Source organism: Mycobacterium sp. NGS63 (assembly GCF_059812295.1).
The window spans coordinates 308,359-321,239 of the sequence record NZ_JCALCJ010000001.1; the positions used below are offsets into that span (position 1 = coordinate 308,359).

The following is a 12,881-nucleotide window of genomic DNA, read 5'->3' on the forward strand; positions in this document are numbered from 1 at the left end:
GTAATGAAGGTGTTGTTGACCGGCGCGCTGGGCAACATCGGCCTGCCCACGCTGGAGGCGTTGCTCGCCGAGGGCCACGACGTCGTCGCCTTCGACCTCGAATCCCGCCGGGCACGCAAATTGGCGTCCGGCGTGCGGGGACCGGTGCGCTTCGTGTGGGGCGACATCACCGACGCGGAGTCGGTGCGCCTCGCCCTGGATGGCGTCGACGCGGTGATCCACCTGGCGGCCATCATCCCCCCGTATTCCGAGCAGCGACCCGAACTGGCCCGCCGGATCAATCTCGACGCGACGCGTGCACTGATCGCGCACATGGAGGCCTCGCCCACGGCCAACCGGCTGGTCTTCGCCTCGTCGCAAGGCATCTTCGGCGACGTGCAGGATCGCCAACCGCCCCTGCGCGCCGACAGCCCCGTGTCGCCGACCGACGAGTACGGCCGCCAGAAGGTCGCCTGCGAGCAGGCGATCCGGCAGTCGCAGCTGCGGTGGAGCATCCTGCGCCTGGCCGCCGTGACCCCCATTCACCTGCAGGCGCAGGACCCGAGCATCATGTTCGAGTTCAGCCCCGACGCGCGGTTCGAGTTCCTGCATCCCGCCGACGCCGGGACCGCGTTCGCCCGCGCGGTGGCGTGCGAGGAGGCGATCGGGCAGACGCTGTTCATCGCCGGCGGCCCCGACTGCCGCATGACCTACTACGACTTCGTCACCGCCCTGATGGGCGCGATCGGGATCGGCCCCATTCCCGCCGACGCCTTCGTGCGCCGATCACCGCCGCGGTTCTTCGGCGATTGGGTGGACACCGAAGAAAGCCAGCGCCTGCTCGGTTACCAGAAGCGCGGGCTCGCCGAGCAATTGGCGGACATGAGGAAAGATTTCGGAATGCTGGTGCCGCTCACCCGTCTCGTGCGCCCGGTCGCGACGTGGTTCGTCATCCGGAGTTCTCGACACCGCGACGCGTCGGCTAGGGCCTGACGTAGTCGACGCAGCACGGCCCCGCCGCCCGCGCTACGCCGCCGATCTGGGCCGGCACCGGTTGCGGATGAAACGTCCAGCGCGGCGTCATCCGGTACTCGCGCAGCATGCGCGTCGTGGCCGCTGTTGTGGCCGCCAGTGAGAACGGTTGGGCCGGGCAGGAATGCCTGCCATGCCCGAACGCCGTCACCAGCATCGGTGAGGGAAGGGCGTTCCGGGCGGCCAGCCGGTGCCGATTCCATCGATCGGGGTCCCACTCTTCCAGCCCCGGCGCCGCGGACGTGTTGAGCAGCGGCAGCAAGGTGGCGATGATCCAGCCCGTCGGCACCTCGTAGGTAACCTCGCCGGTGTCGAAGTGGATCGGAGACAGCACGGCGCGGGTCATGATCGAGCGTTGCGCCAGCCGGGTCGACTCGAGCGCACAGCGCTGAGCGAACTCCCTGTCGTCCAAGCGAACTCGGGCCAGCTGGGTGGGGTGCTCGAGGAGGTCGACCAACGCCCAGCCCAGGGCGGCGGGCAAGTTGGACATGGACGCGATGTGGATCAGCGCGATGTCGAGAGCGATCCCGCGCAGCCGGACGGCCGGTGTCTCCGCGGACCACGCGTCGACGACTCTGGTGAAAAGGCCCTGATCGCTCGTGTCGCCGGATTCGAATCGGCGTACGGCGGCGCCGACAACATCGGCAACCTCGTCCAGCGCGGCCCGCTCCGCGCTCTTGTTCGTGGCCGCCACCGCCGCCATCCGGTCGGGGTGGACGAACGCATCGGAGCCGTCGAGGGTGTCGAAAGCGCGCACCAGCCGTTCGAAGGCCTCACCGTCGGCCGATCCGGGTCCCGCCCACGAGGCCAGCCCCATCCGATGGCCGAGCCGCCGCGTGAGATCGAAGACATCCACCCAACCGGCCGACCCCAGCTCGTCGGTGGTCTGCCGCAGCGCCCAGTCCAGGTTGACCAGATAGGAGGCCACGTCGTCCCGCCGGAACAATGTGCTCGGCAAGGTACGGCGTCCGGCAAAGATCTCGTCGGGAAGCTTGCGCCGCAACATCAGGTAATCGGCGACTCCCTTGCTGGCCGTCTCCTCGGTGAGCGCGTAGAACGACTCGACACCCGTGCACGAAAACGTGAACAGATAGTGGTCGCCGCCGCTTTCAACGACGAAGGTGTCGCCGTGCTGTGCGCGGGCGGCGGCGATCGTGGCGACGGCATCGTCGACGGAAACGTCCCACGGCAGACCGGTTCCCGCCGCGTACGGCGGAGCCGGAACCGGGTGGGCCTCGGCCACGATCTAGTGAGCTGTCCGGTTCCGCAACCTGTCCAGCACGCCGCGCACGGCGTGCTCGGTGACCGACAGCGGGGACATCATCGTCTCGCCCACCTTCACGATCTCGTCCATGCGCGCAACGATGGACTCCACCGGCTCGACCAGCACGATCAGCCGCTTCGCGAGATCGTCCAGGCTGCCGAGGGTGCCGTCGAGGTGATCCAGGCCGCCCTCGAGGCGTTCGACGGTGGCGTTGAGGGCGCTCAGCGAGCTGTTCAGCTCGTTCATCGTCCTGCTCAGGCCGTCGAGGACGTCTTCGACCTGCTCGACGGTCTTGTCGGCGTTCAGGGCGGCCTGGGTGAGGGTCTTGATCCGGCTTCGCTCGGGCCCGCCGCGCACGGTTCTGTCTGCCATGGGGGTAATTATGCGCGCCGCGAGGTCAGTGCGGGAGCTTGGATGCGGCCGCTTCGTCGAGCAGCCACAGCGTGGTCTCCAGGCCGACGGCCCCGGCGGCCGGCGCCGACGCGGGCGCGGCGCCGTGGATGGCGGCGGCCGCCGCGTCGGCCTTGCCCGCCCCGGACACCAACAGCCACACCTCGCGGGAGTAGCGAATCGCGGGGATGGTCAACGTGATTCGCTGCGGCGGCGGCTTGGGGGAGTCGTCGACGGCGACCACCATGCGCGCCGTCTCCCGCACCGCGGGGGTGTCGGGGAACAGCGAGTTGATGTGGCCCTCCGGCCCCATGCCCAGCAGGTGGACGTCGAAACTCGGCACCGGCTGGCCGGGTTCGGCGTTGGCGGCCAGCAGCTGCTCGTAGGCCAGCGCCGCGGCAGCCAGGTCCGCGCCGAACTCGCCGTCGCTGGCGGGCATCGGATGCACCTGGCTGCTCGGGATGTCGACGTGATCGAGCAGCGCCTCGCGCGCTTGTTTGTCGTTGCGCTCGTCGTCGTCCTCGGGCACGTAGCGTTCGTCGCCCCAGAACAGATGCACGCGTGCCCAGTCGACGGGTTGGTCGGCGAGGTAGCGCAGCAGCCCGATGCCGTTGCCGCCGCCGGTGAGCACGATCAGCGCTCGCCCGCGCGCCGCCACGGCGGACCGGATCGTTTCGACCAGGCGGGTGCCCGCGGCCTCGACCAGGGCGTCGCCGTCGGGGAAAACTTCGACGATTGGGCTCATACGTACTCCACCTTCTCGATGCCTTCGAGCGCTGTCCGGTAGATTTCGTCGGCGTCCAGCCGGCGCAGGTCCTCGGCCAGGCACTCGCCGGTTTCCCTGCGCGCCAACGGAACCAGCGCGTCGGGCTTGGCGGTGCGGCTCAGGGTGGCGGTGCGGCCTTCCTGGGGCCGGCTCAGCGCGATGGTCTCGCTCGGGCGGACCAGCTCCACTTTGAGCTCGCCGACGGCGCGGCGCACGGGGCCGTCGATGCGGCTGGCCAGCCAGCCCGCCAGGATGTCGAGGGCCGGCTCGGTCTTCAGCCCGGACACCAGCGCCGACTCGATCGGTTCGTGCGGCGGCTGGTCGACGGCCGAGGTGAGCAGCGCCCGCCAGTAGGTGATGCGTGACCAGCACAGGTCGGTGTCGCCGGCGGTGTATCCGGGCAGGCGGCTCTTGATCGCCGACAGCGGGTCGAGGCCATTGGTGGCGTCGGTGATGCGCCGGATTGCCAACTTGCCCAACGGATCCTGGGCGGGCTTGTCGGGGGCGATGTCGGGCCACCACGCCACGACGGGAATGTCGGGCAGCAGGAAGGGGATGACCACGCTGGCGGCGTGGCCGGCCAGCGCCCCGGACAAAGTCAGGATCACCACCTCGCCGGCGCCGGAGTCGCCGCCTGCGCGCAGTTGCGCGTCCAGGCGCGGTTCGTCGGCGTACGGGTTGCCGCGCATCGTGACGATGATCCGGCTGGGGTGCTCGTGGCTGGCGTCGTTGGCGGCCTTGAGGGATTCCTCCAGGACCTCCTCGCTGTCCGGCGCGATGAGCAGCGTCAGCACCCGCCCCATCGTGACGGCGCCGATCTTCTCGCGCAGCTCGTCGAGCTTCTTGTTGATAGCGGTGGTGGTGGTGTCGGGCAGGTCGACAATCATGGCCGCCGCCATTCCCGCCCCGTGCGGCGCAGCATCTCGAACGCCGAGTCCGGGCCCCAGGTGCCGGCCTCGTACGGGTCGGGCTTGCCGTGCGCCGCCCAGTTTTCCAGCACCGGATCGAGGATCTCCCAAGCCAATTCGACCTCCGCGTTGACCGGAAACAGGGACGGCTCGCCCAGCAGCACGTCGAGGATGAGCGCCTCGTAGGCCTCCGGCGACTCCTCGGCGAACGCCGAGCCGTAGGAGAAGTCCATGTTGACGTCGCGGACCTCCATCGCGGTGCCGGGCACCTTGGAGCCGAACCGCAGGGTGGTGCCCTCGTCCGGCTGGACGCGGATGACCATGGCGTTGGCGCCCAGCTCGTCGGTCATGGTGGCGTCGAACGGCAGGTGCGGGGCCCGCTTGAAGACCAGCGCGATCTCGGTCACCCTGCGGCCCAGGCGTTTTCCGCTGCGCAGGTAGAACGGCACGCCCGCCCAGCGGCGGGTGTCGACCTCGAGCGTGATGGCCGCGAAGGTCTCGGTGGTGGAGTCCTTGGCGAACCCCTCCTCGTCGAGCAGCCCGACGACCTTCTCGCCGCCCTGCCAGCCGGCGGTGTACTGGCCCCGGCTGGTGGTCTCGTCGAGCGGCTCGGCCAGCTGCGTGGCCGACAGCACCTTGATCTTCTCGGTCTGCAGCGCCGCGGGATTGAAGCTGACCGGCTCCTCCATCGCGGTCAGCGCCAGCAGCTGCATGAGATGGTTCTGGATGACGTCGCGGGCGGCGCCGATGCCGTCGTAATAGCCGGCCCGCCCGCCCAGCCCGATGTCCTCGGCCATGGTGATCTGGACGTGGTCGACGTAGTGGGAGTTCCAGATCGGGTCGAACAACTGGTTGGCGAAGCGCAGCGCCAGGATGTTGCGCACCGTCTCCTTGCCCAGGTAGTGGTCGATCCGGAAGACGGCCTCCTCCGGGAAGACGGCGTTGACCGACTTGTTCAGCGCCTGAGCGCTTTCCAGGTCGTGGCCGAACGGTTTTTCGATGACCACCCGGCTCCACCGGTCGCCCTGCGGGCGGGCCAGGCCGGACTTGTGCAGCTGCTCGCACACCACCGGGAACGACTTGGGCGGAATCGCCAGATAGAACGCGTGATTGCCGCCGGTGCCGCGCTCGGCGTCCAGCTTCTCCAGCGTCTCGGCGAGCCGGGCGAACGCCTCGTCGTCGTCGAAAGCGCCCGGCACGAAACGGAATCCCTCGGCCAGCCGCTCCCAGTTCTCCTCGCGGAACGGCGTGCGGCAGTGTTCCTTGACGGCCTGGTAGACCACCTTGCGGAAGTCCTGGGTCTGCCAGTCGCGGCGGGCGAAACCGACCAGGGAGAAGGTGGGCGGCAGCAGGCCGCGGTTGGCCAGGTCGTAGATCGCCGGCATCACCTTCTTGCGGGCCAGGTCGCCGGTGACGCCGAAGATCACCATGCCGCACGGCCCGGCGATCCTCGGCAGCCGCTTGTCCTGCTTGTCCCGTAACGGGTTACGCCATTGCGTCGCTGAGCGAGCCGGGCTCATTTGGAGCTGGAGCCCAGCTGCTTTTGCGTCTCCTCCAGCAGCTCGGTCCACGACTCCACGAACTTTTCCACGCCCTCTTTCTCCAGCACGACGAAGACGTCGGTCAAATCGACCCCGACCCCGGCCAGCTTGTCGAACACCTCCTGGGCGGCTGAGGCCGCGCCGCTGACCGTGTCACCGGTGATGTCGCCGTGGTCGGCGACCGCGTCAATCGTCTTCTCCGGCATGGTGTTCACCGTGTTCGGCGCGACCAGCTCGGTGACGTAGAGGGTGTCGGGGTAGTCAGGGTTCTTGACGCCGGTGGACGCCCACAGCGGGCGCTGCACGCGCGCCCCGTCGGACTTCAGCGCCGCATAGCGGTCGCCGCCCTCGAAGACCTCCTGGTAGGCCGCGTACGCCAGCCGGGCGTTGGCGACACCGGCCCTGCCGCGCAGCGCCTGCGCGTCGTCGGAGCCGATCTTCTCCAGCCGCTTGTCGACCTCGGTGTCCACCCGGGACACGAAGAACGACGCCACCGAATGGATCTTGGACAAGTCGTGTCCGGCCTCGCGGGCCTTCTCCAGCCCGGCGAGGTAGGCGTCCATCACCTGGCGGTGGCGCTCCACCGAGAAAATCAGCGTGACGTTGACCGAAATCCCTTCCGCCAGAACGGCGGTGATCGCCGGGATGCCCGCCTTGGTCGCCGGGATCTTGATGAACAGGTTCGGCCGGTCGACGATCTTCCACAACTCGACGGCCTGCGCGATGGTCTTGTCGGTCTCGGCCGCCAACCGCGGGTCGACCTCGATGGACACCCGGCCATCGACGCCGTCGGAGGCCTCCCATTCACGCGCCAGCACGTCGCACGCGTTGCGCACGTCGTCGGTGGTGACGGTGCGCACCGTGGCGTCGACGTCGGCGCCGCGCTCGGCCAGCTCGGCGATCTGCCCGTCGTAGGCGTCGCCCTCGGCAAACGCCTTCTGGAAGATCGACGGGTTGGTGGTCACGCCGACAACGCTTTTGGTGTCGATCAACTCCTGCAAGTTGCCCGACTGCAGCCGCTCCCGCGACAAGTCGTCCAGCCAAACGGATACCCCCGCGGCGGACAGCGCCGCAAGCCTAGGGTTCTGACCGGCCATGTGAATCACCCTCTCTTAGTTGTCGACGACCTGTTCCGCGGCGGCGGCGACGGCTTCGGCGGTGAAACCGAACTCACGGAACAGCGTCTTGTAGTCGGCGGATTCGCCGTAATGCTCGATCGACACGATCCTGCCGGTGTCGCCGACGAGCTTGTGCCAGCACTGCGCGACGCCCGCCTCGACGGCCACCCGCGCCGACACCGACGGCGGCAGCACGGAATCGCGGTACTCCTCGGACTGGGACTCGAACCATTCCACGCACGGCATCGACACCACCCGCGCCACAATGTCGCGGGCCGCCAACAACTTCTGCGCCTCGACGGCGAGCTGCACCTCGGATCCGGTGCCGATCAGCACCACGTCTGGCTCGTCCCCGCCGTCGTCGCCGAGGATGTACCCGCCCCGCTGCACGCCCTCGAAGTCGGTCCCCTCGAGCACCGGCACGCCCTGGCGGGTCAGGATCAGCCCGACCGGGCCACTGCCGTTGCCGCGGGCCAGGATCGTGCGCCAGGCGTACGCCGTCTCGTTGGCGTCGGCCGGGCGCACCACCGACAGCTTGGGGATCGCGCGCAGCGCCGCGAGGTGCTCGATGGGCTGGTGGGTGGGGCCGTCTTCGCCGAGCCCGATCGAGTCGTGCGTCCACACGTAGATGGTGTCGATGTCCATCAGCGACGCCAGCCGCACCGCCGGGCGCATGTAGTCGGAGAACTGCAAAAACGTGCCGCCGTAGGCCCGGGTGGGGCCGTGCAGCACGATGCCGGACAGGATGGCGCCCATGGCGTGCTCGCGCACCCCGAAATGCAGCGTTCGCCCGTACCAGCCCGCGGTGTAGTCCTTCGTCGAAATCGACGGCGGGCCAAAGGAATCCACCTCGTCCATGGTGGTGTTGTTGCTGCCCGCCAGGTCGGCCGAACCGCCCCACAGCTCGGGCAGTTTGGGCCCCACCGCGCTGAGCACCTTGCCCGACGCGGCGCGGGTGGCCAGCTCCTTGGACCCGGGCTCCCAGCGCGGGATGTCGGCGTCCCAGCCGTCGGGCAGCTTCTCGGCGGTCAACCGGTCCAGCAGCGCCTTGCGTTCGGGTTCGCGTTGCCCCCACGCGTCGAACTCGGTCTGCCACTTCTCGTGGGCTTCCTTGCCGCGGTCGATGAGCTTGCGGGTGTGCGCGATGACGTCGTCGCGCACCGCGAAATTCTTGTCGGGATCGAACCCGAGGATCTTCTTGACCGCGGCGACCTCGTCGTCGCCCAGCGCCGCGCCGTGCGCCTTGCCGGTGTTCATCAGGTTGGGCGCCGGGTAGCCGATGATCGTGCGCAGCTCGATGAACGACGGCCGGTCGGTGACGGCCTTGGCGTTGGCGATGGCGTCGAGGATTGCGACGACGTTCTCGCCGCCCTCCACCTTCTGCACGTGCCAGCCGTAGGCCTCGTAGCGCGCGGCGGTGTCCTCGCACAGGGCGATGTTGGTGTCGTCCTCGATGGAGATCTGGTTGTGGTCGTAGAAGACGATGAGGTTGCCCAGCTGCTGCACGGCCGCCAGCGAGGACGCCTCCGACGTCACGCCCTCCTCGATGTCGCCGTCGGAGGCGATCACGAAGATGAAGTGGTCGAACGGGCTGGTTCCGGGCTCGGCGTCCGGGTCGAACAGCCCGCGCTCGTAGCGTGACGCCATCGCCATGCCGACGGAAGACGCCAGCCCCTGGCCCAGCGGGCCGGTCGTGATCTCAACGCCCTTGGTGTGCCGGAACTCCGGGTGCCCGGGCGTCTTGGATCCCCAGGTGCGCAGCGACTCGATGTCGGAGAGCTCCAGCCCGAACCCGCCCAGGTACAGCTGCAGGTACAGCGTCAGGCTGCTGTGCCCGCACGACAGCACGAACCGGTCGCGGCCCAGCCAGTAGGTGTCGCTGGGGTCGTGGCGCATGACGCGCTGAAACAGCGTGTAGGCCAGGGGGGCCAGGCTCATCGCCGTCCCGGGATGGCCGTTGCCGACCTTTTGGACGGCGTCGGCGGCCAGCACCCGGATCGTGTCGACCGCGGCCGAATCGATCTCGGTCCAGTCGTCGGGCAGGTGCGGTTCGGTCAGCGTGGAGATCTCTTCGAGTGTGGTCACAGCCTCGGTCCTTGGGTCATCAAGCTGATATTGCTCACCCTAATGCGGGAGCGCCGGCTCTTACAGCGCAGAGTCTGGGATACCCACGGCCGGCCGTGTGAAAAAATTACGCGCCGGACGCGTGGGCCCCGCAATCAGTCCGGCCATCCGGTGGAATTCCGGCGGAAGGGACCCTGAGGGCTGGCCACCGCCCCCGGGCGGTCTACCATCGTGCGTAGTAGATGCTGCGCGCTGCTGCGACCCCGAGGAGTTATTGCGTGAGCGTTCGCGGGCGCGTCGCGCCGGGCCGGATACCGAGCCGAGTACACGGCACGGTCTTGGCGTACCTGGCGCTGACCAAGCCGCGGGTCATCGAGCTGCTGCTGGTCACCGCGATACCCGCCATGCTGCTGGCCCACCGCGGCACGGTGAACCCGCTGCTGATCGCCAACACGCTGATCGGCGGCATGCTGGCCGCCGGCGGCGCCAACACGCTCAACTGCGTGGCCGACGCCGACATCGACAAGGTGATGAAGCGCACCGCGCGCCGGCCGCTGGCCCGGGCCGCGGTGCCGACGCGCAACGCGTTGGTGCTGGGCCTGGTGCTCAGCGTGGGGTCGTTCTTCTGGCTGTGGTGGACGACGAACCTGCTGTCGGGGCTGCTGGCGATCGCCACCATCGCGTTCTACGTGTTCGTCTACACGCTGCTGCTCAAGCGACGCACGTCACAGAACGTGGTGTGGGGCGGCGCGGCCGGCTGCATGCCGGTGATGATCGGCTGGTCGGCCGTCACCGACACGATCGGCTGGCCGGCGCTGGTGATGTTCGCGATCATCTTCTTCTGGACGCCGCCGCACACCTGGGCGTTGGCGATGCGCTACAAGGACGACTACCGGGCCGCCGGTGTCCCGATGCTGCCCGCGGTGGCGACCGAGCGTCAGGTCACCAAGCAGATCCTGATCTACACGTGGCTGACCGTGCTCGCGACGCTGGCGCTGGCGCTGGCCACCGGCTGGCTGTACGCGGCGGTCGCGCTGGTCGCCGGGGTGTGGTTCCTGGCGATGGCCCACCAGCTCTACGCCGGCGTGCGCGCCGGTGAGCCGGTCAAGCCGTTGCGGCTGTTCCTGCAGTCGAACAACTACCTGGCGGTGGTGTTCTGTGCCTTGGCGATCGACTCGGTGATCGCGCTGCCGCACCTGTTCGCTTAAGGCAGCAGCACGATCGAGCCCGTGGTCTTGCGGCCCTGCAGGTCCTCGTGCGCCCGGGCCGCCTCGGACAGCGGGTAGCGGCCGCCGACCTCGACGGTGATGGCCCCGCCGGCGATCGCGTCGAACAATTCGGTTGCCCGCCAGCCGAACTCGTCGGCGGTGCGCACGAAGTGCGCCAGCGACGGGCGGGTCAGAAACACCGACCCGGCGGCGTTGAGGCGCTGCGGATCGAACGGCGGGACGGGCCCGCTGGCCGCGCCGAACAGCGCCAGCGTGCCGCGCATGGCCAGGCTGGCGAGGCTGGCGTCGAACGTGGTGGCGCCGACGCCGTCGTACACCGCGGCCACGCCGGCCCCGTCGGTCAGCCCGCGAATCCTCGCGCCGAACTCCGCGGCGTCGTCGGGGTAGGGGAGCACCTCGTCGGCGCCGGCGGCCCTGGACATCCGCTCCTTCTCCGGGGTGGAGACCGTGGTGATCACCCGGACGCCAAGGGTTTTCGCCCACTGGGTCAGGATCAGCCCGACGCCGCCGGCGCCGGCGTGCACCAGCACGGTGTCGCCGTCGCGCACCGGATAGACGGATTTGAGCAGGTAGTGCGCGGTCAGCCCCTTCAGCAGCACCGAGGCGGCCACCTCCGACGACACCCCGTCGGGCACCCTCGCGGTCAAAGCGGCCGGGGCGGTGGCGAATTCGGCGTAGCCGCCGTTGGCCGAGGCGCTGACGACGCGGTCGCCCACGCCGAAGCCCTCGACGCCGTCGCCGGTAGCGGCGACGGTGCCGCACGATTCGAGGCCGATGACGAACGGCAGCTCGCGCGGGTAACTGCCCGAGCGGAAGTAGGTGTCGATGTAGTTCACACCGATCGCCTCGGCCTCGATCAGCACCTGGCCCGGGCCGGGCTCGGGCCGGGCCGTCTCCACGTAGCGCAGGACCTCGGGGCCGCCGGTTTCGCTGACTTCGATTGCGTGCATGGGGGATATCATGCCCGGGCATGAAGCTGGCCCGGCCGGACGTCTTCCATCCGCGTATCGTGCTGGCGGGTGAGCGCCACCCCGACGATGCTGGGCTGGTGCCCGCCCTGCGGCGGCGCGGCCTGCACGCCCGCTGGGTGCCCTGGGACGATCCGCTCACCGCCCGCGCGCACCTGGTGATCCTGCGCGCCGCCCCCGCGGTCGAGGAGTTCGCGGCCTGGAGCAAACGCGTCCAGCACCTGCTCAACCCGCCCGACGCGGTCGCCTGGAATCTCGACGAGCAATACCTGCGCGACCTCGACGCCGCCGGCGTGCCCGTCCGACCGGGGGGCGGGCCGGAGGCGGCGCTGGTCTTCCTGGGAGGGGAGCCGTCGCACTCGTGGCCGGTCGAGCCGGAGTTCGAGGCGTGGGAGCTCGGCCACGCGGCGCTCGCGGCGGCCGCCGAGCGCGCCGGCATCGCCCCGCGTGACTTGCTCTACGCGCGCGCCGACGTGGCGGGGGACCGGCTCGTGGCCCTCGACCTCGTCGCGCCGTCGCTGGGCTGGTCGCATCTCGACGCCGAGACCCGTGCGCGCGCCCAGCGCGAATTCGCGCTGGGCGTGGAGTCAACCCTCGAGCGCCTCGGGTTGGGCCCGCTCTCGCATCGACGCCCATAGCGCCGCGGTGGCCGCCGTGCACGCCGCCGCCCCGGCGACGTGCACCGCGACCAGGGCGGCGGGCACCCCGGTGTAGTACTGTGCGACGCCGACGGCGGCCTGCGCGCAGACCAAGGCGAGCAGGACGCCCAGCCGCAGCAGGACGGCCCGGGCCGCGCGCACCGCCAGCAGCCCGAAGCCCAGCCCGACCAGCAGGGCCAGGTAAAAGACCAGCAGCGACGAATGCGCGTGCACCAGCGTGGTGATCTCGACCTTGAGCCGAGGGACCGTGCGGCTGGGGCTGCGGTCACCGGCGTGCGGGCCCGCGGCGGTGACCAGGGTCCCGGTCACCAGCACGGCCGCCAGGTTCAGCCCGGTCAGCGCGGTGAGCACGCGCAGGGGGCGGGCCACCCGCTCCCGCACGACCCCATCATCCGGCTCGCCGACCTTGACGAAGAGCAGCACCGACAGCCACACCATCGCCATCGACGTCAGCAGGTGGACGGCCACCGTCCACCACAGCAGCCCCGTGCGCACGGTGACGCCGCCGATCACCGCCTGCACCACCGTCGACGCCGGCATCAACCACGCGTAGACGAGGACCTCGGTGCGCCGCCGCGCCCGGGTCACGGCCAGCACGGCCAGCGCCGCGGCGATCACCACCGCGAAGGTGACCATCCGGTTGCCGAACTCGACGGCCTGGTGGATCCGCGGCACCTCGGCATGGGCCACCGGGACGAAGCTGCCCGGAAAGCACTGCGGCCAGGTGGGGCACCCGAGGCCCGACGCGGTGACGCGCACGATCGCGCCGGTGACGGCGATGCCGCCCTGGGTGAGGATGACGAGCGCGGCGATCGCCCGCTGGGCGCGCGGGCTGGGGTCGGGGAGCAGGTCCAGCCACCGTCGCACACGCATCGCCCGATCGTAGCGATAACTACCGTGCGTAGTAGACATGGGCGTTGACTCTGCGCTGAGCGCGCGTCCTACTCGAACTTTTCCGCCCTG

12 protein-coding genes are annotated in these 12,881 nt (G+C 69.8%); 3 read left to right on the top strand and 9 right to left on the bottom strand.

Annotated features, from left to right (window positions below; all coding sequences use genetic code 11):
* Positions 1–3: 3 nt before the first annotated feature.
* Entirely contained in the window at positions 4–972 is a 969-nt protein-coding gene (locus AC5Y4Z_RS01555; protein ID WP_499960468.1) for an NAD-dependent epimerase/dehydratase family protein, read from the top strand.
* On the opposite strand, the gene AC5Y4Z_RS01560 is transcribed toward AC5Y4Z_RS01555, so the two are convergent.
* Genes AC5Y4Z_RS01560 through tkt form a run of 7 tightly spaced genes read right to left on the bottom strand, consistent with a single transcriptional unit; the run spans position 962 to position 9,083 of the window.
* The gene (locus AC5Y4Z_RS01560) at positions 962–2,254 is read right to left on the bottom strand and encodes a cytochrome P450 (RefSeq protein WP_499960469.1); all 1,293 of its coding nucleotides are present in this window, start codon (positions 2,252–2,254) and stop codon (positions 962–964) included. The genes AC5Y4Z_RS01555 and AC5Y4Z_RS01560 overlap by 11 nt on opposite strands.
* 3 nt (positions 2,255–2,257) lie before the next feature.
* Entirely contained in the window at positions 2,258–2,656 is a 399-nt protein-coding gene (locus tag AC5Y4Z_RS01565; protein WP_499960915.1) for an ATPase, read from the bottom strand.
* Positions 2,657–2,672: 16 nt separating this feature from the next.
* The gene (pgl, locus tag AC5Y4Z_RS01570; RefSeq protein ID WP_499960470.1) at positions 2,673–3,410 is read right to left on the bottom strand and encodes a 6-phosphogluconolactonase; all 738 of its coding nucleotides are present in this window, start codon (positions 3,408–3,410) and stop codon (positions 2,673–2,675) included.
* Positions 3,407–4,318 (bottom strand): glucose-6-phosphate dehydrogenase assembly protein OpcA, encoded by a 912-nt coding sequence (gene opcA / locus AC5Y4Z_RS01575; RefSeq protein WP_499960471.1) that lies wholly within the window; start codon positions 4,316–4,318, stop codon positions 3,407–3,409. The genes pgl and opcA overlap by 4 nt, the downstream gene beginning before the upstream one ends.
* Positions 4,315–5,859, bottom strand: a complete 1,545-nt coding sequence (gene zwf, locus AC5Y4Z_RS01580) for a glucose-6-phosphate dehydrogenase (RefSeq protein WP_499960472.1) — start codon at positions 5,857–5,859, stop codon at positions 4,315–4,317. The genes opcA and zwf overlap by 4 nt, the downstream gene beginning before the upstream one ends.
* The gene (tal, locus tag AC5Y4Z_RS01585; RefSeq protein WP_499960473.1) at positions 5,856–6,977 is read right to left on the bottom strand and encodes a transaldolase; all 1,122 of its coding nucleotides are present in this window, start codon (positions 6,975–6,977) and stop codon (positions 5,856–5,858) included. Before tal ends, zwf begins: the two co-directional genes overlap by 4 nt.
* Positions 6,978–6,992: 15 nt before the next feature.
* Complete coding sequence (gene tkt, locus AC5Y4Z_RS01590; RefSeq protein ID WP_499960474.1) at positions 6,993–9,083, bottom strand: transketolase; 2,091 nt, start codon at positions 9,081–9,083, stop codon at positions 6,993–6,995.
* A 257-nt stretch (positions 9,084–9,340) separates the two neighbouring features.
* Between tkt and AC5Y4Z_RS01595 the strand changes: the two genes are divergently transcribed.
* Positions 9,341–10,270: a heme o synthase gene (locus AC5Y4Z_RS01595; protein ID WP_499960475.1), complete on the top strand. Its 930-nt coding sequence runs from the start codon at positions 9,341–9,343 to the stop codon at positions 10,268–10,270.
* Here the strand turns inward: AC5Y4Z_RS01595 and AC5Y4Z_RS01600 are convergent.
* Positions 10,267–11,241 (bottom strand): quinone oxidoreductase family protein, encoded by a 975-nt coding sequence (locus AC5Y4Z_RS01600; protein ID WP_499960476.1) that lies wholly within the window; start codon positions 11,239–11,241, stop codon positions 10,267–10,269. The two genes, AC5Y4Z_RS01595 and AC5Y4Z_RS01600, sit on opposite strands and share 4 nt — an antisense overlap.
* 20 nt (positions 11,242–11,261) lie before the next feature.
* Between AC5Y4Z_RS01600 and AC5Y4Z_RS01605 the strand changes: the two genes are divergently transcribed.
* On the top strand, positions 11,262–11,897 hold the full coding sequence (locus tag AC5Y4Z_RS01605; RefSeq protein ID WP_499960477.1) for a DcsG N-terminal domain-containing protein: 636 nt from the start codon (positions 11,262–11,264) through the stop codon (positions 11,895–11,897).
* Here the strand turns inward: AC5Y4Z_RS01605 and AC5Y4Z_RS01610 are convergent.
* Positions 11,847–12,791, bottom strand: coding sequence for a COX15/CtaA family protein (locus AC5Y4Z_RS01610; RefSeq protein WP_499960478.1), 945 nt, complete (start codon positions 12,789–12,791; stop codon positions 11,847–11,849). The two genes, AC5Y4Z_RS01605 and AC5Y4Z_RS01610, sit on opposite strands and share 51 nt — an antisense overlap.
* Between the last annotated feature and the right edge of the window lie 90 nt (positions 12,792–12,881).

Coding starts and splice junctions, on each gene's coding strand:
- AC5Y4Z_RS01600 (WP_499960476.1), bottom strand. CDS start 11,241: ATGCACGCAATCGAAGTCAGCGAAACCGGCGGCCCCGAGGTCCTGCGC.
- AC5Y4Z_RS01605 (WP_499960477.1), top strand. CDS start 11,262: ATGAAGCTGGCCCGGCCGGACGTCTTCCATCCGCGTATCGTGCTGGCG.
- opcA (WP_499960471.1), bottom strand. CDS start 4,318: ATGATTGTCGACCTGCCCGACACCACCACCACCGCTATCAACAAGAAG.
- tal (WP_499960473.1), bottom strand. CDS start 6,977: ATGGCCGGTCAGAACCCTAGGCTTGCGGCGCTGTCCGCCGCGGGGGTA.
- zwf (WP_499960472.1), bottom strand. CDS start 5,859: ATGAGCCCGGCTCGCTCAGCGACGCAATGGCGTAACCCGTTACGGGAC.
- pgl (WP_499960470.1), bottom strand. CDS start 3,410: ATGAGCCCAATCGTCGAAGTTTTCCCCGACGGCGACGCCCTGGTCGAG.
- AC5Y4Z_RS01610 (WP_499960478.1), bottom strand. CDS start 12,791: ATGCGTGTGCGACGGTGGCTGGACCTGCTCCCCGACCCCAGCCCGCGC.
- AC5Y4Z_RS01555 (WP_499960468.1), top strand. CDS start 4: ATGAAGGTGTTGTTGACCGGCGCGCTGGGCAACATCGGCCTGCCCACG.